A 22408-nucleotide genomic window follows, 5' to 3' on the forward strand; every position below is an offset into this window, starting at 1 on the left:
CGATGACTACCACACCCGAATCACCCCTGCTCAACTGGGGTCGGACCCCCGAACAGCAGACAGCCACACCGCCGCCGCAGCAGCGACCACAGTTGCCCCGGCAAACGCCGCAAGCCCGCCCCCCGCCACATAAACCCAGAGCAACCCCGCAACCGGCCCAGCCACCGCGGACTGCGCATCCAACAGCACCCGCCGCCCGACCCGCGACACCTTCACCACAGTCTCTGCCGCCCCCTCATCCGGCCGACTCGGATTATCGATGAGCCGCCCCACCGGCTCACTACTCCGCAACCGCCCCGAAGGAAACACCCGCACCCCCGCGACAGTCACCGTCCGCCCAGCCAACTCCGCATTCGACTGCGGCAACGCCACCAGCGAACCATCGAAATACACCGGCAACCACCGAGTCCGCCCCCCGGTAGTGAACTCCAACCACGACCGACTGACCAGCCGATGCTGCTGCCGCACCCGCCGCACCCCCACATCCCGGCACGCATTGCCCGACTTCGGCAACCCGACCGGCAGATACCCGAGCGCCCCAGCGAACTGAAAAGCGCTGTACCCCAGGATGATCAACACGACCGTCCCGAGCATCGCCACCTGCTCCGGATCGCCGAACGGCGCCCAAGCGAGGCAAATCGCCAGGGCGCCGATCGTCACGACTGCCGGATAGGTCAGGGGATGACCTGTCCGAGGGGTCACTTCAAGAAGCCGATTTTCGTGTAGTCGGGGGTGGCCAGGCCGAACGCACCCCAGTTGGCCAGGTCGATGCGTGCAGAATGGGTACCCGATGCCTGGTTGAGCATGACCGAATGCACCTCGGTCCAGATCATCTGATCAGCCTTGTTGGCGAGTTCGATGGCCTTGTCCGGGTCGAGCTCCGACAGCGTCTGGTCGATGACCGTATTGAGCTCGGGAGAGCCGATACGGGACTTGTTGCCCTGCCAGTTCTGCGGGTCGTAGTAGTACATCTGCCGCAGGACCTGCAGCGGCAGCACGCCGCCGGACAGCCCGTACTGGGCCAGATCGTAATTGCCCGGATCGATCAGATTCGTGAAAAGCCCGGTGCCCGGCGCAGTTTGGATGATGAGCTTGACGCCGATCTTCTGCAGGTCCTGCTGGATGATCTTGGCGGTGTCCACCCAGGAGTCCTGCTGGTACATGACGTCACGCAATTCCAGCTTGCGCCCGTCCTTTTCGCGGGTATCGCCCTTCATCACCCAGCCGAGCGCGTCGAGTTCCTTGCCGGCTGCGTCCAGGTCGAAGCCGACCACCGCCGAATTGTCCTGGTAGCCCTTCTGTCCCGCGATGTAGATGTGGTTGTTCAGCGGTTTGGGCTGATCCACGATGCCGTGCTGGAAGGTTTCGACGATGGTCTTGCGGTCGATGGCCTTGGCGATGGCCTGTCGTACCTTCACATCCTCGAGGATGGCGCCGGGTGCGCCGTTGAACGCGATGAGGCTGGTCGTCGGTTCGGAGGCCCGTCGGATCTCCACGCCCGGAGTGTTCTTGGCGCCGGTGACCGCCTCCAGCCCGGACATGTACGACTCGTCCAGCTCATTGTTCTGAATGGCAGGCAGGGTCGCGGTGTAATCCAGCACGCTGAAGGTGATGTTGTCCAGCTTCGGTACGTCACCCCACCATTTGGGGTTGCGGCTCAGGGTGATCCGATTCTGCGTGCGGTCGATATTCGAGATGATGAACGGCCCGGCGCTGACCGGCAGCGAATTGCGGGCCCAATCGTTGAACGCCTGAGGGGACTGGGTATCGGCCTTCGGATACAGGATTCCGAAGAGCCCCTTCCACTCTCCGTAGTTCTGCCGGAAGGTAACGACGGCCTGCCGATCATCGACGCCGCGCTCCACCTTGTCGACGTGGTCGTAACCGCCGCTCGAGGCGATCTGGTACGCGCTGTTGGTGCCGTTCAGCGCCTGCCACTCCGAACGCAGATCCTCCCAGGTGATGGGCGATCCGTCGGACCACACCGCCTTCGGGTTGATGGTGTAGGTGACAACCTGCTGCGGGCTGGTTCCGGTCAGTTGGATATCGGTGAAGTAGTCCTTGTCGACACTGAGTTCACCGGCGGCATCGGCGACGAAAGTCTGCGGCAATGTCGGGCTGACAACGCTATTGGCATCGGTGGTGTTGCCGTCGACGTGCAGGTTGTTGAACGACTCCGGGAAGGCGCTCAAGGCCAGCCGCAGATTGCCGCCGTCCTTCAGATCTTCCACCGGATGCGGATTGATGGCATTGACGCTGGTGAGATCGACCGAGCCGCTCTGCACGGTGCTGTTGGCACTACAGCCGGAGGCGATCAAGCCGAGCGCGACCACCGGGATCGCGAGTCGAATCGTGGTCGAACGTATCCGCATGGACCGCTCCTTTCGCCGGGGACGGCTCGTGGTGGTTATTTCAAGAACCCGATCGAGGTGTAGTCGTACGAGGCCAGCCCGGGCGAACCGTAGTTGGCCAGCTCGGACCGTACCCCGTAGTTTCCTTCGTTCTGCAGCAGCGGCAGCGAGTGGCCCTCTTCGAAGACCTTGCGATCCACCTGGTTCGCAAGCGCGATGGCCTGCTCCGGATCCAGCTCCGACAGGGTCTTGTCGATGAGGTCGTTCAGCTCCGGTGAGCCGATGCGCCCGTAATTGAGCTGCAGGTCATTGGGATACAGCCCGAAGATCTGCGGCAGGCTGTTGAAGACGAAAGCATCACCGGAGAGCGAGAACTGGCAGACGTCGAAGTCGCCGGGCTGAATGACATCGGTGAAGAAGCGCTGCGCCGGCCGGGTGTCGATGGTCAGCTCGACCCCGATCTTGCCCAGGTCTTGCTGGATCAGCTTGGCGATCTGCACCCAGGTGTCATCGTTGTAGAAGACGTCCCGGATCACGAGCTTCTTGCCGTCCTTGAACCTGTTGTTGCCCTGGCGTACCCAGCCGAGCGCGTCGAGTTCCTTTGCGGCGGCGTCCGGATCGAAGCCCAGGCTGTTGTCCTGATAGCCGTGCTGGCCGCGCAGGAACACATGACTGTTGAGCGGCTCCGGCTTCTGGACGAGGCCGTTCTGCATGGTGTCCGCAATGCGCTGCCGGTCGATGGCCTTCGAAATCGCCACGCGCAGACCGGCATCGGAGAGTATCGAGCCCGGCGCGCCGTTGAAGGCGAAGTAGCGCCACCGGTTCAGCGGCGCATTGCGGATCGACACATCGGGTACCCCGCGTAGATTCTGCAGGTCGTCCACGGTGCTGAGCAGCGCCGCGTCGAGTTCCTTGTTCTGGACCGCCTGGGTCCAGGCATTGCGGTCCAGCACGCGGATGGTGACGGTATCCAGCTTCGGGGTATCGCCCCACCACTTCGGATTTCGGCTCAGCACGATCAGTCCGCCGGAGCGGTCGATGGACTTCAGTACGAATGGTCCGGAGGACAGCCCGAGACCGTTCACCAGCGATTTATTGAACGCATCCGGATCGGCCGTGGCGGCCTTCGGGTACAGCATGGAATTGCCGGCGAACTGGCCGCGCCAGTCGGCGTACGGCTTGTCGAATGTGATCACGGCTTGCCGGTCGTCGACGCCGCGCTCCACCTTGGCCACTCGGTCGAAGCCGTTCGTAATGGCGATGAGGAAGTCTTTGTTCTTGCCGCCCAGCGCATTCGCCTGCGAGGCGAGGTCCGTCCAGGTGATCGGCGAACCGTCGGACCAGACCGCCTTCGGGTTGATGGTGTAGGTGACCACCTGCGGATTCGTGGCGGTGAGCTGCACATCGGTGAAGTAGTCGTGATTGACGGTGAGATTGCCCGCCGCATCGGTGTTGTAGGCGCGCGGCATCATGAACCTGATGATGTCCGCGTAATCGCCGTCATTGCCGTCGATCTGGAGCGTATTCCAGTTGACGGGTATCTCGGGCGTGGCCAGCCGCAGGTTGCCGCCGTCCTGGATGTCATCGCGCGGATGCGGATTGATATCCGAGGCGGTGCCGAGTACGGCAGACCCGGTCGGCGCGGTGGTGCCGCCGCTACAGCCCGCCAGCGCCAGCCCGGCCACCAATACCAGTGCGGCGCATACTCGTCCACTACGCATCGGACACTCTCCTATCGGGTCGTGGCCGGAACCGGCACCGCGTCGATCAGCGCGCGGGTGTACTCGTGTTCCGGGGCGGCGAAAATACGTTCCGCCGGACCGTATTCGACGATTTGCCCGCGATACATGACCGCGATGTCGTGCGCCAGATTACGCACCACCGACAGGTCGTGGGACACGAACAAATACGACAATCCACGTTCGGCCTGCAGGTCGCGCAAGAGGTTCAGGACGCCCGCCTGGATCGAAACATCCAGGGAGGACACGGGTTCGTCGAGGACCAGCAGTTCCGGATCCAGCGCCAGTGCGCGCGCGACATTGATGCGCTGCTTCTGGCCGCCGGAGAAATCCGCCGGGTAGCGGTCGGCGTGCTCGGGCCGCAATCCGACCAGTTCCAGCAGTTCCGGGGCCCGCCGATTGATTTCCTCGCGGGAGCGGCCGTTGATGCGCAGCGGTTCGGCGATGGCATCGGAGACCGGCAGCCGCGGGTCCAGCGAGGCCGAGGGATCTTGGAAGACGATCTGCATCTTGCGCCGGATCTCCCGGCGCTGCGGTGTGGTCAGCGTTGTCACATCGTGGCCGAGGATCTCGATGCTGCCGCTCTCCGGGCGCAGCAGATCCATGATCTGGGTGAGCGTGGTCGACTTGCCCGATCCGGATTCGCCGACCAGCGCCAGTGTCCGGCCCGCGCGCACTTCGAAGCTGATGCCGTCCACGGCCTTCACCTCGCCGGTCTTGCGGCGCAGCACTACGCCCCGGGTGATGGGGAAGGTCTTGCGCAGATCGGTCACCTTCAGCACCACCTGCGATGTGTCGACCTCAGCGATCTGCTCCGGCGCCTCGATCTCCTTGTGGTAGGCCGTGAATAGCTGCTCGGAGCTGATCTCCGAGGTGCGGATGCAGGCGGCGCGATGCCCGGGACCGGTGTCCTGCAGGGGTGGTTCGGCGGCCAGGCAGTCGTCGACGGCGACGGGGCAGCGTGGTGCGAACGTGCAGCCGGGCGGCAGCGCGTGCATGGCGGGCGGCGCGCCCACGATCGGAATCAGCGCGGTCCGTGCCGGACCGTCCATCCGCGGGATGGAGCCGAGCAGGCCCACCGTGTACGGCATCCGCGGCTCATGGAAAAGCTCTGTGGCCGGTGCGGTTTCGACGATCCGCCCGGCATACATGACCGCGACACGATCGGCCAGGGTGGCGGCGATGCCCATATCGTGGGTGATGAAAATGACGCCCGCGCCGGTGATGTCCCGAGCCTTGCGCAGCAGATTCAGGATCTGCGCCTGCACCGTCACATCGAGGGCGGTGGTGGGCTCGTCGCAGATGATGAGCTCGGGATCATTGGCGATGGCCATGGCGATGACCACGCGCTGCCGCATACCGCCGGAGAACTCGTGCGGGAACGATTTGGCCCGCACCTCCGGCTCGGGAATACCGACCAGCTCCAGCAGCTCGACGGCCTTGGCGGCGGCCTCGTGCTTGGTCATCTTGCGGTGTGCCAGTAGCGCTTCCGCGATCTGATCGCCGATGCGATAGACCGGCGTGAGCGCCGACAGCGGGTCCTGGAACACCATGGACACCCGGCTGCCGCGCAGTGTGGACATCTCTTTGTCGCCCAGCCCCAGCAGTTCTCGCCCGCGCAACCGGATCGACCCGTGCACCCGCGCCTGTTCGGGCAGCAGTCCCATGATCGCCATCGAGGACACCGACTTGCCGGAGCCGGACTCGCCGACGATGGCCAGTACTTCACCGTCATTGACGGCGAAGTTCACACCGCGAACGGCATCGACCCGCCCTTCCTCGCCCGGGAAGGACACGCGCAGGTCCCCGACCTCCAGCAGCGGCGCGGTGGTCGTTCGCCGCCGCTCTGCCGAATCGTCGCTCATGCTCTGCCCTTTCGGCATGCTCGGGGGCCCTGCGGCGGTTACGCGGGCTGCCTCCTCCGGGCCCTGACCGCTCATGCCGGCACCTTTCGCTTCTTACCCGACTTGGCCCGCGCCCGCTTCGCGCCCGGATCGAAGGCGTCCCGCAGCCCGTCTCCCATGAGGTTCGCGCACAGCACGATGGCGACCAGGAATCCGCCGGCGAACATGAACGTCCACGGGTAGGTCAGCGCCGACTTGCTGTAGGTGCCGATGAGCGAGCCCAGTGACACATCCGGCGGCTGCACGCCGAATCCGAGGAAGCTCAAACCGGTTTCGGCCATGACCGCGCCACCGACCGCGAGGGTGGTGTCGATGATCAGATAGGAGGCGATGTTCGGCACCACGTGCGTGGTGATCACCGACCAGGTGGAGGCCCCCATATACCGTGCGGCACGGACGAATTCGCGCTCGCGCAGGCTCATGGACAGCCCTCGGATGATGCGCGCGCTGATCATCCAGCCGAAGCCCGCGATGAGCAGCGTCAGCAGCACGATCGAGCCATTGCCCTTCGTCTTCGGCGCGAAGAGCGCGATCATGATGAAGCTGGGCACCACCAGCAGCAGATCGACCAGCCACATGATGGCCTTGTCGGTCCAGCCGCCGAGCAGTCCGGCCACCGAACCGGCGATGGTCGCGATGAAGGCGCCGATCAGGGCGGCGCCGAAGCCGATGATCAGCGACTTCTGCAGACCGCGCAGCGTCTGCGCGAGCACGTCCTCGCCGAGTGTGGTGGTGCCGAACCAGTGTTGCCCGTTCGGTGGCTGTAATTTCGCCGTGGGATCGATATCGGTATAGCTGTAGGACAGGAAGTGCGGCAGCGTGAACGCCACCACGAAAATCACCAGCAGCACCACCGTGGCGGTCACCGAGGTCTTGTTGCGCAGGAACCGCCGCCACACCAGCTTCCGTCGCCCGGTCGCCGCCTGCGGCGCACCCTGAACGATGATCTCGACGTCTGTCATCCGACACGCACCCTGGGATCGAGAATCGCGTACACGATGTCGGACAGCAGGCCGGACAGCAGCACCACCAGGCCGGCGAACACGGTCACTGTCAGCACGATATTGATGTCCTGGGCGTTGATGCCGTCCACCAGCCATTCGCCGACGCCGTGCCAGCCGAAGATCTTCTCGGTGAAGGTCGCGCCGGTGATGAGACCGCCCAGGCTGTACGCGAACAGCGTCGCCATGGGGATCAGGGCGGTGCGCAGTCCATGTTTGTAGAGGGCACGGCTGCGAGTCAGACCTTTGGCCCGGGCGGTGCGGATGAAATCGCTGCCCAGCACGTCGAGCATGGCATTGCGCTGATAGCGGCTGTACCCGGCCATCCCGCCCAGCGCCAGGCCCAGGGTCGGAATCACCATGTGCTGGGCGCGGTCCACGAACTGATTCCACAGCCCGTGCACCGCGGTCGCCGAGGTCTCACCGGTGTAGAGGAAGATCTGCTGCCCGGTGAGCAGATTGACCTCCAGCGCACCGTATTTCAACAATGTGGCGAGCAGGAACACCGGTGTGGACAGCAGTAGCAGCGACACGATGGTGCTGAAATAGTCGCTGAACTTGTACTGCCGGATGGCATTCGCCGCACCGATGAGCACACCCAGCACCGTGCCCACGATCGAACCGATGATGAGCAGTCGCAGGCTCACCCCGATGCGGCGCGGCAGCTCCTGACTGACGGGCTGCCCGGCGAGGGTCTTGCCGAAATCGCCGTGCACCACACCCCCGGCCCACGCCAGATAGCGCTGCGGGATGGGGTCGTTCAGGTGCAACTCGGCACGCTTCGAGTCGATGACCGACTGCGGCGGGCGCGGGTTGCGCTGCTCCAGATTGTCGAGCGGGGTGAAGGTGAGCGACGCCACCGTGAAGACCAGGAACGACGCGAGCACCAGCAAGACGACATAGTTCAGCGCGCGTCGCAGTAGAAAACCGGCCATCAGTCCCTCTCGGGTCGAGTTCTAGCCCAGATCATAGGGATACCTGTGGATAACTGTGCGTTGCGCGCACCGGGTGGCGGGTTACAACGGCGGCATCGGGCGGGTAACGGGTACGGCTGCGGGCAGGTAACAGGTGCAGCCAATGACGGGCAATTCGTGCACCGCGGGCGTTTCGGGCGCGGCTTTCAGGCAGGATGGATTAGGTGACTCTCTTCCACCTGCCCAAACCAAAGATGGTCGCCACCGATGTCGACGGCACACTCATCGACAACGGCGAGCAGGTGAGCCCGCGCACCAAAGCCGCGATCGACGCCCTCATCGCGGACGGCGTGCCGTTCGTGCTCGCCACCGGCCGCCCACCGCGCTGGATCGATCCGGTCGTCGACGGACTCGGGTACGCGCCGCTGTGCGTCTGCGGGAACGGGGCGGTCATCTACGACAGCGCCACCGACCGCATTCTGGCCAGCCGCACGCTCGATGTGGAGACGCTCTCGTGGGCCGCGGATCTGGCCGAGCGTCTGCTCCCGGGCTGCGGGCTGGCCGCGGAACGCGTCGGCGCCACCGCGCACGATGCCGCGACCCCGCAATTCGTCAGCTCGCCCGAGTACGAGCACGCGTGGCTGAATCCGGATGACACCGAGGTCTCGCGTGCCGAGGTGATCGCCGCGCCCGCCATCAAGATGCTCATCCGGCTGCCCGGCGCCTCCAGCGGGGATATGCGCGCGCTGCTCGAGCCGGCCCTGTCCGGGCGCGCCGACCTCACCTATTCGACGGACAACGGGCTGATCGAACTCTCCGCGCCCGGAGTCACCAAGGCGACGGGGCTGGCCTCCGTGGCGCAGCGGCTCGGTGTGCAGCACACGGCGCTGATCGCCTTCGGGGATATGCCGAACGACGTGCCCATGCTCAAGATGGCGGGTCACGGCGTGGCCATGGGCAACGCACATCCGGAAGCGATCGCCGCCGCCGACGAGGTCGCCGCCGCCAATCACGAGGACGGCGTGGCCCGCGTCCTCGAACGCTGGTGGTCCTGACAGCCTGATAGCAGAGGAGGCCGGTGCGATCATCGCACCGGCCTTCTCGTCTGTCGCTGAAAGCTACGGTCCCGCAGCCGGTTCCGGTATCGGAGCCGGAATCGGCGCGGCCTGCGGCGCATTCGTCAGCACCGCCGGAATCGGCGCGGGAATCGGATCCTGACCACCCGTGAAATTCTTCATCACCGTGGTCACCAGCCCCGTCAACTGACTGAAAATCAGTGAGCCGTTCTGGAAGTCGGTCCGGACCCCGTCCTCGACCGGGTACTCCCCGGTTGTCGGCAGCCCGAGAACCCCTGTGCCAGCGCCTAATTGCAGGAAGCGCTCCAGGATCTTCCCGACCACCGCGAAGACCTTGCCGTCCGGCGCAGAATACAGATTGCCGTTCACGAACTCGGCGTACTGCCCGCCGTCCGGAGTCGGCTTCGGCTCCGACTTCGCCTGTCCGAGTGGGCCGTTGGGGCCACCGGACGCGTCGTAGTACTTCGCCACCGGGCTCTTGTCGAGCATGCCCAGCAGCCTGGTGGTCAGATCCGCGAGCGATGCCAGATCCGCCTGATTGCTGTTCCCCGGCGCGGGATTCCCGGCATTCTGCTGCGGCCCGACGCGGGTGGGCTTGGTCGCCGGAGCGCTTGTCTTCCCCGTGACCGTCTCGGCGATCGAGCGCAGCCGGTCCATCAGGTCATAGGCGGCATCGCCCGGGCAGGTGGTATTGCCGACATCGCGGTGCGCGAAGATATTCGGCAGTTTCACCGCCTGGCCGAGGGGATAGCGGGTGTAATCGCTGCCCTCCGAATACATGGTGGTGGAACCCTCCGGGTCCACTCCCGCGATCTTCGAACGCCAGCCGATGAATTTGCCCATAGCCTGAATGGCATCCTCGGTCGGCGGTTCCGTCTCGTGATCGCCCATGAATGCCACGCCGGCGGTATTGATATTGAATCCGCCCGCATGCGCGCCCTCGACCGGACGATCGAGCCCGCCGTAACGACCCTCGAAGATCTGGCCGTACTTGTCGACGAGTGCGTTGTAGCCGATATCGCACCAGCCCAGCGTCTTTGCGTGATAGTTGTAAATGGAACGCACAATGCCCGCGGATTCCGAAGGCGTGTAATCGTTTCGGCCCGCGGTGTGGTGCACCGTAATGGCATTCACCGCATCGTCATAGGTCGGTTCCTCGCAGCGCAGCGATTCATCCGCACCCCATTGCGCGCGGCTGATCACCTTCGGCCCGCCGCCCGGCAGCGCGGCCGCCACCTGGGTGAGATTCTCATCGGCCGCCCCGCGACCCGGATCGATGAGAACCGCCGCGAGTTTCTCCAGATTGATCTGAGCGGGATCACCGGAGTGATCGGTGAATGGCGCGGGCTCCGGTCGGGCGGGCACCACCTGCGCGTCCGGCGCCGGCGCATTGGGAACCGGCTGTGCTGCGGGCGCATTCGGCGCATCCACCGCCTGCGCGGCATTCTTGCGTGTCACCAGGATCTGCACGGATTTGGTATTGCCGACGTAAATCGGTTCGGTGCCGGTGCGACCCGGCTTCTTGCCCGGCGTGTCGACGGGCTCGGTCGGATACCACGGTCCCCAGCCGCCGTCGGCGCGCTTGGCCCGGATGAGAGCGGTGGTGCCGAGCAGCTGCGGCGCGGTGAGCGCGACCATGCTGAACGGCGTGTCGCGGGTGAGTTCCTTGACCTGTGCGCCGACCTTGTCCGCCAGGTCACCGGGCACCGCGTTGGGTGCGAGCGCGGGGGTGCGGGGATCGGCCTTGATCTCGGGAATCGCGGGTGTTTCCGGCGCCGCGGCGGGCACTTCCGCATTCGGTGCGGCGGGATCGGCGGGCGCGGGTTCGCTGTTCGGAGCGGCAGGCGCCGCCGGCGCGGGGACCTCGGGTCCAGGTTCGGCGATGTATCCCGGTGCGGGGGAGAAGGGGCCGACGTGGGCGCCCGGTTTGACCGGTTGTCCCAGTCTCGGCAGCTGGATCTCGCTGGGTAGTCGAACACCCGGCGGCAGCGGCAATCCCTGCGGAATGGGGATCGACTTGGGTAGCGGCAGCATGCGCAGATCGGACAGGTGCAGATCCGGCAGATTGAGCCCCGTCAGCTCCCGGAGCGGCAGCACCAGATCGGGTGCGGTGGCGAGTGCGACCTCGGCCATTTCCGCTGGTATTGCTGCCAGGTTGCTTTCATCGGTGTTCCGGACGCCAGGGGGATCGCTGAGCGCCAAGATGCCGAACGGCGCAGTGATCGCCAGGATCGTGGCAACCGGTAGGACAAACGAGTGTTTCCTTCTGCGGTACGGCACGAGCAGCTCCCATTCCAGTTAAACCGTTGCGGATCGCCGGTGCCGAGGTTGCTTCTCGACGAACCAACGATCACACTAGTCCCAACTGTCACAATCCCTGAACGTGTGGTTGAGGATTAGCTTCGGGTAACTCGAATGTAGCTTCGGCTATCGACAGAACGGGTATGACATGCCGAACGGCCACCTACGCCAGCGGCGCAGACGCCAGCGTCTCGTCGCTTTGTCAGTCGCCGCCACCACCCTCGGCGGTACCGGCGCAGGCCTGATCTGGGCCTGGCCGAACAATGAGTACGAATTCACCGCCAGCCCCGGTCACGGGCGCGGTCTGAGCCAGAATGGCGCGTTCGATCGCGCCGTCGGCGGTTCGACCGCCGAAACGATTCTGGCCCACTACTACCCCGGCGCGAGTATCGCCGCCATCGGATCCACGCCGGTCCGAGTCCGCCTCATGGGGCTGGACGGCAAGAACCTCGACGTCGAATCGGAAACCGGACTCTATGTCGCCGGCCGCCGTGTCGTCCCCGGCCAGGCCGCACATCTCACCCCCACCGCCACCGGCGCGGACGTCACCATCACCCAGGGCTGCGACGGCGCGGTGCTGTGGCAGGGCTCCACCGACGACCCCTACGCCTACCCCCTGGAAACCGGCACCGACCGCCCCGCCGCCGAACACCTCGAACTCTGCGAGGGCCCCAACTACCGCGGCGTCCTGGGCGTGGCACTGGACGGCGACGCCCCCCGCGTCATCAACGAGGTCGATATCGAGGACTACCTCCTCGGCGTCGTCCCCGCCGAAATGGTCCCCGACTGGGCCAACCAGGGCGGCGCGGAAGCCCTACGCGCACAAGCGATCGCGGCCCGCTCCTACGCCCTCGCCGACCAGCGCTACTCCTACGCCCAAACCTGCGACACCACCGACTGCCAGGCCTACCCCGGCACGGACAAGGAAGACGACCGCACCGCGACCGCCGTCCACTCCACCGCCGGTCAGGTCCTGACCCACGACAACCACATCCTCCGCGCCGAATACTCCGCCGCCCCCGACGCCGGCACCCCCACCCTCGACGACCTCACCGTCGGCCCGGCCCTGAGCGAATTCCAATCCGCCCCAACCCTTCTGGACCCCACCACCCCAGACCTGACCTCCCCGGACCCCACCACCGCCGACGCCCCCACCCCGGCAGACCCGGTGACCCCCGCGGACCCGGCAACCCCCGCCGACCCCCAGGCCTCGGCCCCTACAGGCGCAGACCCCAACGCGCCCACCGTCTCCGACCCCGCCGCCCCGGCAAAACCCGCCCCCGCGAAACCGGCCCCGGCAAAGCCCAACCCCCGCACCCAAGTCGGCGTCCCCCTCCTCCCGGACCTCCTCCGAATCCTCCGCGAGGCCACCCAGCAGCCCCCGCCCGTCCCCGGCTCAACCCCCAAGCCGGGCACAACTCCGGGCGCAGCTGCCCTCAGCGCGGCATCCGCCCCGGTGCCGCCGCTCGCCACGATGCCCTATTCGAACCAGCACTGACGCAACCAATTTCGCAGATTTGCAGCATTGCCTTGTCAAGGTGCGGCAAGCGGGTCTGAAGGTCTCCGGCACCGAGTTCTGACGAGGTGCGTTGGGGCGGTGCTCCTTCCGGAGTGCCGCCCTCTTTGTCGTTCAGCCGAGGGAGGTGTCGCCGAGGGATTCGGAGAGGTGGCGGAGGAGGTTCACGATCTGGGTGCGGTCGGTGGGGGTCAGGGCTGCCAGTAGGCGTTGTTCGTTGGCTGTGTGGAGGGGGAGGAGGCGGTCGACTAGTTCGCGGCCTTCGGGGGTGAGGTTGACGCGGATGGCTCGGCGGTCGGTGGGGTCGGGGATGCGGGCTACCAGGCCCTTGGTGGTCAGGCGGTCTATGCGGTTGGTGATGGCGCCGGAGGTGAGCATGGCTGCTTTGTTCAATGCGCCTGCGGTGAGGCCGGTTTCGCCGGCGGAGCGGCGGAGGGTGGCGAGGACGTCGAATTCCCAGCGTTCGAGGTTGTGGGTGCGGAAGAAGTCGATCAACTCGCGGTCGAGGATCTGGGCCAGGCGGGTGATGCGAGCGACGATCTCCATGGGGGAGACGTCCACGTCGGGGCGGACTTCTCGCCAGGCGGCGGTGATCTGGTCTACGGCGTCGGGCACGCGGGCTCCTGTCGGGAAATAATCTCAACATTAAGATACTTGACGTTGAGGTATCTGCGTGATTTTATCTTAACGTTGAGATTATCAATGAGGAGCTAATGATGAACATCAGCACCCGCACCGGGGGATACGCCGGGACACTTGCTCTGACCGGGCTCGCGCCGCTGGTGTGGGGTTCCACCTACGCCGTCACCACCGAGTTCCTGCCGCCGGATCGGCCGATGTTCACGGCGCTCATGCGGACGCTGCCCGCGGGGCTGCTGTTGCTGGCCCTCACGCGGAAGGCGCCGCACGGCGAATGGGTCTGGAAGGCAGGGATTCTCGGCGCGCTGAACATGGGGGCGTTCATGCCGCTGCTGTTCCTCGCCGCGTATCGGCTGCCGGGTGGCGTGGCGGCGGTGCTCAGTTCCGCGTGGCCGCTGTTCGCGCTGCTGCTGGCGGCCATTGTGCTCGATGAGCGGTTGACCGTCCGGAAACTGCTTGCGGCGGTGATCGGTATCGGCGGGGTCGGGCTGGTGGTGCTGCGGGCGTCCGCCGCGCTTGACACGCTGGGTGTGATCGCCGGGCTCGGTGCCGCGGCGTCCATGTCGGCCGGTGTCATCATGACCAAACGCTGGGGTCGGCCGGAAGGCATTACGCCACTTGCCATGACGGGGTGGCAGCTCACCGCGGGCGGGCTGATGCTGGTGCCGATCGCACTCGGCATCGAGGGTGCGCCGCCGGCGCTGGACGGGCGGGCCGTCGGGGGTTACCTCTACCTCGGGCTCATCGGCACCGCGCTGGCCTACGCCATCTGGTTCCGTGGGCTGGCACGCGCCAATGCCACCTCGGTCGCCTTCCTCGGACTGTTGAGCCCGCTGTCGGCCGCGATTATCGGCTGGGCCGCGCTGGGCCAGTCGCTGACGCCGCTGCAGGTGCTCGGGATGGCAATTGCCTTGGGCGGCACGCTGCTCGGGCAGCTGGCGACCGCGCCGCGTAAGACAGCGCCCGCGCCGGAAACGGCCGTGGCCGTGTCCAACGCGGTCTGATACGCCCAACTCCCCGACACCGGACGCCCAAAACCCGATGTCCGCACCCATCGCCCGACGTCCGCACCCATCGCCCGACGTCCGCACCCGTTGCCCGACGCCCGTGCTCGACGACCGCGACCAATCCGCTGCCGAATTTGGTGGCAGCGGCATTCGCCATTCCTCGAAGGAGACCAGAAGCCATGCATATCACCGTTTTCGGAGCAACAGGCGATGTCGGCAGCCGGGTGATCACCGAAGCCCTGTGGCGCGGACATGATGTGCGAGCTGTCTCGCGTGACCCTAGTCGGATTCGCGGACTGCCCGACACCGTCGAAGTGCGCGCAGCCGATGCCTCGGATGCCGATCAAGTGGCGGCCGCAGTCGCAGGGAGCGACCTTGTGATCAGTGCGACGCGACCGGTGCCGGGCCAGGAGCACGAGCTCGCCGAGGTTGCGGCCGCGCTTCTGAAAGCGTTGGCGGACAGTGAGATTCGGCTGCTGGTGGTCGGCGGCGCGGGCAGCCTTCTCGTTCCGGGCACCGGCGCGATGCTCAGCGAGCAGCCGGGCTTCCCCGCTGAACTCCTGCCGATCGCCGACGCCTGCAATCAGCAGCTGGCGGTGTTCCACGAGTCCGAGCATGCGGTCGACTGGGCCTATCTCAGCCCGGCCGCGCTGCTGGAGCCCGGCGCGCGCACCGGCGTCTTCCGGCTCGGCACCGACGAACTCCTCGCCGATCACGAAGGCAATTCCGCCATTTCGATGGAGGACCTCGCCATCGTGCTGCTCGACGAGGCGGAACAACCCAAGCACCACCGGGCCCGTTTCACCGCTGGATACTGACCTGACAAAAATGGCGCGGGCTCCGAAAACTCCGGAGCCCGCGCCACTTTCAGGTCAAATTGATGTTCAGAACGGGTGGAACCCCGCACCCACGCCACCGTGCCGGTCGATATCCGCCAGCACCATCGTCATGGTCGTGGACAGCTCCGGCGCGTGGATCAGATCCCCGGCGCCGGTGCAGGCCGGCAGCTGGATATCGATCGGCCCGGCATCGAAATCCGTACCGGCGACGACCATTCCGACCAGGCGATCGCCCAGGATCACGGGCGCACCGGAGTCGCCGTGATTGGCGCAGACCTGGCTGCGGAACCAATTGCGATTGGTCTCCCACACCGGTCCACAGGTGTAACCGGTGGTGCGGCCGTTCTTGCACGCCATATCACCGATATTCGGGGGCGCCCCGATGCTGTTGATCACCGATTGCGCCACCTGCTTGGTCGGGGCGACCCGGCTGGCATCGAAATCGATGACGGACCAGTCGTTTCCGGCGCTCTTATTGGCGATCACGCCGATGCCGCCGCTGTGTGTGTACTCGGCGGCAATGCGCGCGCCGACCTCGCCGCAGTGCCCGGCGGTAATGCCGACCAGCTTGCCGTCGCGGTCGTAGCCGATGGTGGTGAGCGTGCAATCGGCGAGAGTTGTCGGATCGTCGAGCTGTTCGACGTAGATGCCCGAGCCGCCACCGAGTGTCACCACGGGCGCCGCGTCTGCGGTTCCGGTGAGCAGGAAGGTGGAACTCAGGGCAGTCGCGACAACGGCCGCCCAGGACAGAACTCGGGCGCGGCCCGTAACGAACATGGTGTTCCCCATCCCCCGGAAAAGAATCGAGCGGCGCGCTGAAAGCCGGTTCCGCCAGCGCGCGTGTGGATCGTGTCACGGGCTGTCTCACCGAAGCAAGTCGATTGACCAGTGACGGATTCGATGACCCATTCGCAGGCCGCGGGACCGGGCCCCGCGGGCTCCGACCGGCGCATAATGAATAGGCCTTGACCTTGACGCTACGTCAACTTGCATGCTGAATTCATCGAGGTCGAACACAGCGGGAAAGGACCGAACGTGGCAACCGAATGGTCGATCCAGGACCTGGCCAAAGCCGCCGGAACCACCAGCCGCACGCTGCGGCATTACGGTGAGCTCGGGCTGCTGGCGCCCACCCGGATCGGCGGCAACGGTTACCGCTACTACGACCAGAATTCCCTCGTACGGCTGCAGCGCATCCTTCTGCTGCGCGAACTCGGACTGGGCCTCCCGGCCATCGCCGAAGTTCTCGCGGGACAAAAGGACACCGCCGCCGCCCTGCGCACGCATCTGGAATTGCTGAAACACGAGCAGGACCGGATCGCGCGGCAGATCGCCTCGGTGCACACCACATTGCACAAGACGGAAGCGGGTGAATCACTCATGGCCGATGAGGTTTTCGACGGATTCGACAACAGTCAGTACAAAGACGAGGTCATCGAAAGATGGGGAAAGGACGCCTGGGAGAGCGGCGACCGCTGGTGGCGCACCATGAGCGAGGCCGATAAGAAGGCCCACTTCCAGGCCCACCTCGATATCGCCGCCGACTACGGCCGGGCACACGCCGCCGGACTCGCGGTCGGTGCCGACGAGGTGCAGTCCATCGTCCAGCGCCACTACGACTGGGTGACGCTCGGCTGGCAGGGCAAATGCCCGCCTGCGCAGTATTTCAAGAACCTCGGCGAAATGTACGTCGCCGACCCGCGCTTCGCGGCCAACTACGACAAGCACGGTGCCGGCACCACCGAATTCGTCCGCGACGCCATGAACGCGTACGCCGACACCCGGCTGTAGCAGGAGGAAATGCGTTGCAACGCAGAACGGCCCGAGCTTCAAGCTCGGGCCGTTGGTGTGTGGGCTATCGAATCAGGCTGCGCCGCACATGGACTGCATGACGCCGCGGAGGATCGGCATGCCGTAGGTGGTCGGGGCGAAGGCGAGGGTTTGGGCGATGCCCAGGGGGGTGGTGATGGTGGAGGCCACGCCGGTGAAGCCGGCGATGGTGTTGCCGACGGTCATGAGGAGGCTGGCGGTGTCCAGGGTCAGGGTGATCATGTCGAAGGCGTTCTCCACCTTCACATCCGACAGGGGCACCGTGTCCAGGCCCTTGCCCTCGTAGATGTCGAAGCCGAGGTTGGACAGGAAGGTCAGCGGGCCGTAGTCCATGGCGTTCACCAGGGGGCCGAGCTGCTCGATGCGGCGCATCAGCACCGAGTGCGCGACTCGGTTGTCATGCAGGAAGCCCTGCAGCGCATCGGCGTTCGCGTTCACCGCGGCCGGATCGACCGGGAGCCCGGCGGTGCGGGTGAGGAAGTTGCGGGTGCGCTCGACCAGGTCGGAGGTCTTCAGTTCGGCGAGCGGGGTGCAGGTGCCGTCCGCCTTGGTCAGCTGGTTCGCCAGATCCAGGAGCGGCTGCGGCACCGCCACATGCTCGTCCGGCAGTGGCTCCAATTGCAGTTTCTCGTACGCGGTGGGGGCGGTGCAGGTGCGGGCGAGCTGCGCCTGGATCGAACGGGCCAGTGATTTCACGCCGGTGAACATCGCGCCGACGATCGGCTTGAGAATAAAACCGACGGTCGGGATCAGGCTGAAGGCCAGCTGCGTCGGAATCTTCACGATGCGGGTGCCGAGAATGAACACCTCGATCACATCGGAGACGGTGATGGTGGACAGCGAGACGGTCTGGTCGATGCGGCCGGTGCGAATCGCATCCAGGTCGTTGACCAGGTAGGACACGATCGGATCGTCGAGGAATTCGAGTCGATCGCCGGTGCCGGTCGGGTCCATGGGCAGACCGCGCCGGTGCACGTGGACCTGTGCGACGGTCTGGCGGAAATCTTCCACCTGCTGATCGAACGCAGCCTGCTGACCTGCCGGAACAACGGTGCGAACGGCGGTGGCGGCATTGGTGACAATATCGTCGAAGGTTGCCGCGCCATTGCCGCACAGGCCGGCCGGATCGGCCACCTGGGTACTGGCGAGAGTGTCTTCATCGGCGTGCGCCGGGGCTGCGGTGGGAATCAGGGCGACGGTGCTCAGCACGGCCGCGAGTGTGAATGCGCCCACGAGTGGGGCGAAACGGGTTAACCGCATGGTGAGGGGTTGTCTTCCGGTCGGCGGGGAGGCACGGCCGCGTACTGCGCACGGCAACGATCTGGACGTTTGTTCAGCTCGTTGCGTTATGAAATACAGGCTGGATGACGGATCTGTCCCCAATTCGGTTAACTCTGAGCGAAATCCTGGCCGACAGCTCCCTCGCACGGGGGATGACGACCGCCGGTTCCGTCCGTAACCTGGATGCCCGAAAATCCCACCTACCGGAGCCCACGCGCGCCGATATCTTCTTCCACTACGCTGGGCTCCCGTGACCGTCGCATCCCCCTTCGATCTCATCGTCGTCGGCTCCGGCTTCTTCGGGCTGACCATCGCCGAACGCACCGCCAACCTGCTGGGTAAGCGGGTCCTGGTGGTCGACCGCCGCTACCACCTCGGTGGTAACGCGTACTCGGAGGCGGAGCCAGAGACCGGCATCGAAATCCACAAGTACGGTGCTCACCTTTTCCACACCTCGAACAAACGGGTGTGGGACTACGTGAACCAGTTCACCGAATTCACCGGCTACCAGCACCGCGTCTTCGCGCTGCACAAGGGCCAGGCCTACCAGTTCCCCATGGGGCTGGGCCTGGTGTCCCAATTCTTCGGCCGCTACTTCACGCCCGAGGAAGCCCGTGCACTGATCGCCGAGCAGTCCGCCGAAATCGACACCAAGGACGCGGCCAACTTCGAAGAGAAGGCCATCTCCCTGATCGGCCGCCCGCTCTACGAGGCGTTCATGCGCGACTACACCGCGAAGCAGTGGCAGACCGACCCGCGGGAACTGCCCGCAGGCAACATCACCCGCCTGCCGGTCCGCTACACCTTCGACAACCGCTACTTCAACGACACCTACGAGGGCCTGCCCAAGAACGGGTACACCGCGTGGCTGGCCAAGATGGCCGAGAGCGACCTCATCGAGGTGCGCGTGGACACCGACTGGTTCGACGTCCGCGACGAGCTCCGGGCGCAGAACCCGGACGCCCCGATCGTCTACACCGGTCCGCTGGACGCCTACTTCGACTACAAAGAAGGCGAACTCGGCTGGCGCACCATCGATTTCGAGACCGAAGTGCTGGAAACCGGTGACTACCAGGGCACCTCGGTCATGAACTACAACGATGCGGACGTGCCGTTCACCCGCATCATCGAGCCGCGCCACTTCCACCCCGAGCGCGACTACTACCCGAACGACAAGACGGTCATCATGCGCGAGTTCTCCCGCTCCGCCCAGACCGGCGACGAACCGTACTACCCGATCAACACCCCTGACGACCGCGCCAAGCTGCTCGCCTACCGCGAGCTCGCCAAGGCCGAAACCGCTTCGGCCAAGGTCCTTTTCGGTGGCCGTCTCGGCACCTACCAGTACCTGGACATGCATATGGCCATCGGCGCCGCGCTCAGCATGTTCGACAATGTGCTGCGCCCGCACCTGGAGTCCGGCGCCGCGCTGGTGGACACCGCCGAATGACCGCACAAGCCACGTTGGAAGACATGACGCCAGAAGAGTCTCACGGAGCGACCCGCGCCAAGTCCCTCCTGCAGCGCATCATCCTGCCCCGGCCGGGCGAGCCCCTCGACGTACGCAAGCTGTACCTCGAGGAGTCCGATACCAACGCCAAACGCGCGCACGCCACCTCGCGCACCTCGCTGTCCATCGGCGCGGAGTCCGAGGTGTCGTTCTGCACCTACTTCAATGCGGTCCCGGCCAGCTACTGGCGGCGCTGGAGCGTATTGCAGTCGATGGTGCTGCGGCTGGAACTCGCCGGCCACGGGCGCGTGGATGTGTATCGGTCCAAGGCCGACGGCTCGCGAATTCACGTGCAGGGCAACGAGTTCAGTGCGCCGGGCGAGGCACAGGACACCCTGGTCGAGTTCGAGGTGGATCTGGGCCCGTTCGAGGACGGCGGCTGGATCTGGTTCGACATCACCACCGACAGCGCGGTGCAGCTGCGCAGCGGCGGCTGGTACGCGCCGATCGAGGCGCCGGGTGAGGGCAGCATCGCCATCGGCATGCCGACCTTCAACCGCCCCACCGATGCGGTGAAAACCATTACCGCGCTGGGTAGCGACCCGTTGGTGCTGGAGAAGATCAAGGCCGTCATCATCCCCGACCAGGGCACTCGCAAGGTCGTGGACGAGCCGGGCTTCGCCGAAGCCGCACTGCCGCTGGGTGATCGCCTGGCCATCCACAACCAGCCCAATCTGGGTGGGTCCGGTGGATACAGCCGGGTCATGTACGAGGCGCTGAAGACGACCGATGCCGAGTTCATCGTCTACATGGACGATGACATCGAGATCGAACCCGACAGCATCCTGCGCGCACTCGCGTTCTCGCGCTTCGCCAAATCGCCCATCCTCACCGGTGGTCAGATGCTGAATCTGCAGGAGCGCTCGCATCTGCACACCATGGGCGAGATCGTGGACCGCTCCATCTTCATGTGGACCGCGCCCGCGAATGTCGAGTACGACCACGACTTCTCGAAGAATCCGCTCAGCGACCGCGACAACTCCAAGCTGCTGCACCGTCGCATCGATGTGGACTTCAACGGCTGGTGGACCTGCGTCATCCCGCGTCAGGTGGCCGAGGAGATCGGGCAGCCGCTGCCGCTGTTCCTCAAGTGGGACGACGTCGAATACGGTTTGCGCGCAAGGGATCACGGCTATCCGACCGTCACCCTGCCGGGTGCGGCCGTCTGGCACATGGCCTGGAGCGACAAGGACGACGCCATCGACTGGCAGGCGTACTTCCACCTGCGCAACCGCCTGGTGGTCGCCTCCCTGCACCTGCCCAACGACGGCCGGCCCATGGTGGTCAACACCATCAAGGCGACACTGAAACACCTGCTCTGCCTGGAGTATTCGACGGTGGCCATCCAGAACGAGGCCATTCGCGACTACCTGGCCGGACCGGACAAGCTCTTCGAGCTGCTGCCGACCGCGCTCGGCAAGGTGCACGCCATGCGCAAACAGTTCCCGGACGCCGTGGTGCTGCCGTCCTCCACCGAACTGCCGCTGCCCAGCCACGCCGAGGTGGGCGCGGTCGGCGAACCGTCGAACCCGCTGTCGAAAATCGCGCGGCTCGGCAGGGGTGTGGTGCACAACTTCCGCAAGGCCAACACCAAGCACCACGATGTCCCGCAGCTGAATGTGCCGACGCTGGATGCCCGCTGGTACCTGCTGTCACAGGTGGACGGCGTCACCGTCACCACCGCCGACGGCCGCGGTGTGGTCTACCGCAAGCGGGATCCGCGCAAGGCCGCCGAACTCTTCCGTGAGGCGCTGCGGTTGCGCAGGGAGCTGGCCGAGCGATTCCCCGAGGTGCGCGAGCAGTATCGTGCGGCGCATTCACATCTCACGAGCAAGGCGGCTTGGGAGAACACGTTTGGAATAAGCACCGCTGGAATAAGCACCGTTGGGATCACGAGCGACTCAGGGAATGAGAGCAAATGACCGCCAGTCAGTCGGCCACCGAGCCTGATCGTGGATTGCACGTCGTCCCCGAGACCCCCGTGACCACCCCGCCCGCCGAGGTGAAGATCCTCAATCTGGTGCAGGGCACCATCGGCCGGAATCCGGCCGTGGTCAAGGTCGCTCGCGGAATGTCGCATTTCGGCGATCATTCACTCGGCTGGGTCGGCATCGCGGCGGTGGGAGCGCTCGTCGACACACCGCGCCGCCGGGAGTGGGCCGGGGTCGCGGTCGGCGCGTTCGGGGCGCACGCCGCCTCCGTCGTGATCAAGAGAATCGTCCGCCGACCGCGCCCGAATGATCCATCGGTGCAGGTCAACGTGTCGACACCGGGCAAGCTCAGTTTCCCGTCCTCGCACGCGACCTCCACCACGGCGGCGGCGGTGTTGCTCGGCAGGCTCACCGGGTTACCCTTGCCCGCGGTGCTCGTCCCGCCGATGCTGCTTTCCCGGGTCGTCCTCGGGGTTCACTACCCATCCGACGTGCTCGCCGGTTCCGCGCTGGGCGCCGCATCAGCTGCTGTTGTGCTTGCCGCCGAAAAGAGACTCGCGAAGTGACCG

Annotated in this window: 18 protein-coding genes; 8 read left to right on the forward strand and 10 right to left on the reverse strand. The window is 65.7% G+C overall.

Features of this window, described 5'->3' with window-relative positions:
* Positions 1 to 30 precede the first annotated feature (30 nt).
* From ABZX86_RS20175 to ABZX86_RS20200, 6 genes are all read right to left on the reverse strand, one after another.
* A complete protein-coding gene (locus ABZX86_RS20175) occupies positions 31 to 702 on the reverse strand; it encodes a hypothetical protein (RefSeq protein ID WP_355125495.1) in 672 nt (223 codons plus the stop codon).
* Positions 699 to 2372 carry an ABC transporter family substrate-binding protein gene (locus tag ABZX86_RS20180; RefSeq protein WP_355125497.1) on the reverse strand — a complete coding sequence of 558 codons (1674 nt, stop codon included), beginning with the start codon at positions 2370 to 2372 and terminating at the stop codon, positions 699 to 701. The genes ABZX86_RS20175 and ABZX86_RS20180 overlap by 4 nt, the downstream gene beginning before the upstream one ends.
* Before the next feature lie 35 nt (positions 2373 to 2407).
* On the reverse strand, positions 2408 to 4072 hold the full coding sequence (locus ABZX86_RS20185; protein WP_355125499.1) for an ABC transporter family substrate-binding protein: 1665 nt from the start codon (positions 4070 to 4072) through the stop codon (positions 2408 to 2410).
* Between the two features lie 11 nt (positions 4073 to 4083).
* Positions 4084 to 5955 (reverse strand): ABC transporter ATP-binding protein, encoded by a 1872-nt coding sequence (locus tag ABZX86_RS20190; RefSeq protein WP_355125501.1) that lies wholly within the window; start codon positions 5953 to 5955, stop codon positions 4084 to 4086.
* 71 nt (positions 5956 to 6026) lie between these two features.
* Positions 6027 to 6956, reverse strand: a complete 930-nt coding sequence (locus ABZX86_RS20195) for an ABC transporter permease (protein ID WP_355125503.1) — start codon at positions 6954 to 6956, stop codon at positions 6027 to 6029.
* Positions 6953 to 7930: an ABC transporter permease gene (locus tag ABZX86_RS20200; RefSeq protein ID WP_355125505.1), complete on the reverse strand. Its 978-nt coding sequence runs from the start codon at positions 7928 to 7930 to the stop codon at positions 6953 to 6955. Before ABZX86_RS20200 ends, ABZX86_RS20195 begins: the two co-directional genes overlap by 4 nt.
* A 233-nt stretch (positions 7931 to 8163) precedes the next feature.
* Here ABZX86_RS20200 and ABZX86_RS20205 point away from each other — a divergent pair, with 233 nt between their 5' ends.
* Entirely contained in the window at positions 8164 to 8964 is an 801-nt protein-coding gene (locus tag ABZX86_RS20205; protein ID WP_327146340.1) for an HAD family hydrolase, read from the forward strand.
* Positions 8965 to 9027: 63 nt separating this feature from the next.
* On the opposite strand, the gene ABZX86_RS20210 is transcribed toward ABZX86_RS20205, so the two are convergent.
* Positions 9028 to 11118 carry an N-acetylmuramoyl-L-alanine amidase gene (locus tag ABZX86_RS20210; RefSeq protein WP_355125507.1) on the reverse strand — a complete coding sequence of 697 codons (2091 nt, stop codon included), beginning with the start codon at positions 11116 to 11118 and terminating at the stop codon, positions 9028 to 9030.
* 316 nt (positions 11119 to 11434) lie between these two features.
* Here ABZX86_RS20210 and ABZX86_RS20215 point away from each other — a divergent pair, with 316 nt between their 5' ends.
* Entirely contained in the window at positions 11435 to 12784 is a 1350-nt protein-coding gene (locus ABZX86_RS20215) for a SpoIID/LytB domain-containing protein (RefSeq protein WP_355125509.1), read from the forward strand.
* Between the two features lie 132 nt (positions 12785 to 12916).
* Here ABZX86_RS20215 and ABZX86_RS20220 read toward each other — a convergent pair whose 3' ends face one another.
* Positions 12917 to 13417 (reverse strand): MarR family transcriptional regulator, encoded by a 501-nt coding sequence (locus ABZX86_RS20220; protein ID WP_355125511.1) that lies wholly within the window; start codon positions 13415 to 13417, stop codon positions 12917 to 12919.
* Positions 13418 to 13518: 101 nt separating this feature from the next.
* Between ABZX86_RS20220 and ABZX86_RS20225 the strand changes: the two genes are divergently transcribed.
* Positions 13519 to 14445, forward strand: coding sequence for an EamA family transporter (locus ABZX86_RS20225; protein ID WP_355125513.1), 927 nt, complete (start codon positions 13519 to 13521; stop codon positions 14443 to 14445).
* 182 nt (positions 14446 to 14627) lie between these two features.
* On the forward strand, positions 14628 to 15266 hold the full coding sequence (locus ABZX86_RS20230) for an NAD(P)H-binding protein (protein WP_355125514.1): 639 nt from the start codon (positions 14628 to 14630) through the stop codon (positions 15264 to 15266).
* Positions 15267 to 15332: 66 nt separating this feature from the next.
* On the opposite strand, the gene ABZX86_RS20235 is transcribed toward ABZX86_RS20230, so the two are convergent.
* Complete coding sequence (locus tag ABZX86_RS20235) at positions 15333 to 16064, reverse strand: S1 family peptidase (protein ID WP_355125516.1); 732 nt, start codon at positions 16062 to 16064, stop codon at positions 15333 to 15335.
* A gap of 258 nt (positions 16065 to 16322) precedes the next feature.
* On the opposite strand from ABZX86_RS20235, the gene ABZX86_RS20240 reads away from it, so the two are divergent.
* A complete protein-coding gene (locus ABZX86_RS20240) occupies positions 16323 to 17078 on the forward strand; it encodes a MerR family transcriptional regulator (protein ID WP_355125518.1) in 756 nt (251 codons plus the stop codon).
* 72 nt (positions 17079 to 17150) lie between these two features.
* Here the strand turns inward: ABZX86_RS20240 and ABZX86_RS20245 are convergent, their stop codons facing one another.
* Positions 17151 to 18326: a hypothetical protein gene (locus ABZX86_RS20245; RefSeq protein WP_355125520.1), complete on the reverse strand. Its 1176-nt coding sequence runs from the start codon at positions 18324 to 18326 to the stop codon at positions 17151 to 17153.
* A 322-nt stretch (positions 18327 to 18648) separates the two neighbouring features.
* On the opposite strand from ABZX86_RS20245, the gene glf reads away from it, so the two are divergent.
* Genes glf through ABZX86_RS20260 form a run of 3 tightly spaced genes read left to right on the forward strand, consistent with a single transcriptional unit; the run spans position 18649 to position 22405 of the window.
* The gene (gene glf / locus ABZX86_RS20250) at positions 18649 to 19848 is read left to right on the forward strand and encodes a UDP-galactopyranose mutase (protein WP_355125522.1); all 1200 of its coding nucleotides are present in this window, start codon (positions 18649 to 18651) and stop codon (positions 19846 to 19848) included.
* A 23-nt stretch (positions 19849 to 19871) separates the two neighbouring features.
* Entirely contained in the window at positions 19872 to 21830 is a 1959-nt protein-coding gene (locus tag ABZX86_RS20255; RefSeq protein ID WP_355125524.1) for a glycosyltransferase, read from the forward strand.
* A gap of 59 nt (positions 21831 to 21889) precedes the next feature.
* Positions 21890 to 22405 carry a phosphatase PAP2 family protein gene (locus tag ABZX86_RS20260; protein ID WP_355125859.1) on the forward strand — a complete coding sequence of 172 codons (516 nt, stop codon included), beginning with the start codon at positions 21890 to 21892 and terminating at the stop codon, positions 22403 to 22405.
* Positions 22406 to 22408: the final 3 nt, after the last annotated feature.

Origin of the sequence: Nocardia sp. NPDC006630 (genome assembly GCF_040611495.1) — a bacterium.
GTDB lineage: Bacteria > Actinomycetota > Actinomycetes > Mycobacteriales > Mycobacteriaceae > Nocardia.

Bases quoted from the DNA above. Each gene is read 5' to 3' on its own strand.
- ABZX86_RS20190 (WP_355125501.1), bottom strand. From the start codon at position 5,955: ATGAGCGACGATTCGGCAGAGCGGCGGCGAACGACCACCGCGCCGCTG.
- ABZX86_RS20195 (WP_355125503.1), bottom strand. From the start codon at position 6,956: ATGACAGACGTCGAGATCATCGTTCAGGGTGCGCCGCAGGCGGCGACC.
- ABZX86_RS20180 (WP_355125497.1), bottom strand. From the start codon at position 2,372: ATGCGGATACGTTCGACCACGATTCGACTCGCGATCCCGGTGGTCGCG.
- ABZX86_RS20185 (WP_355125499.1), bottom strand. From the start codon at position 4,072: ATGCGTAGTGGACGAGTATGCGCCGCACTGGTATTGGTGGCCGGGCTG.
- ABZX86_RS20225 (WP_355125513.1), top strand. From the start codon at position 13,519: ATGAACATCAGCACCCGCACCGGGGGATACGCCGGGACACTTGCTCTG.
- ABZX86_RS20230 (WP_355125514.1), top strand. From the start codon at position 14,628: ATGCATATCACCGTTTTCGGAGCAACAGGCGATGTCGGCAGCCGGGTG.
- ABZX86_RS20200 (WP_355125505.1), bottom strand. From the start codon at position 7,930: ATGGCCGGTTTTCTACTGCGACGCGCGCTGAACTATGTCGTCTTGCTG.
- ABZX86_RS20215 (WP_355125509.1), top strand. From the start codon at position 11,435: ATGCCGAACGGCCACCTACGCCAGCGGCGCAGACGCCAGCGTCTCGTC.
- ABZX86_RS20255 (WP_355125524.1), top strand. From the start codon at position 19,872: ATGACGCCAGAAGAGTCTCACGGAGCGACCCGCGCCAAGTCCCTCCTG.
- ABZX86_RS20235 (WP_355125516.1), bottom strand. From the start codon at position 16,064: ATGTTCGTTACGGGCCGCGCCCGAGTTCTGTCCTGGGCGGCCGTTGTC.
- ABZX86_RS20210 (WP_355125507.1), bottom strand. From the start codon at position 11,118: ATGGCCGAGGTCGCACTCGCCACCGCACCCGATCTGGTGCTGCCGCTC.
- ABZX86_RS20205 (WP_327146340.1), top strand. From the start codon at position 8,164: ATGGTCGCCACCGATGTCGACGGCACACTCATCGACAACGGCGAGCAG.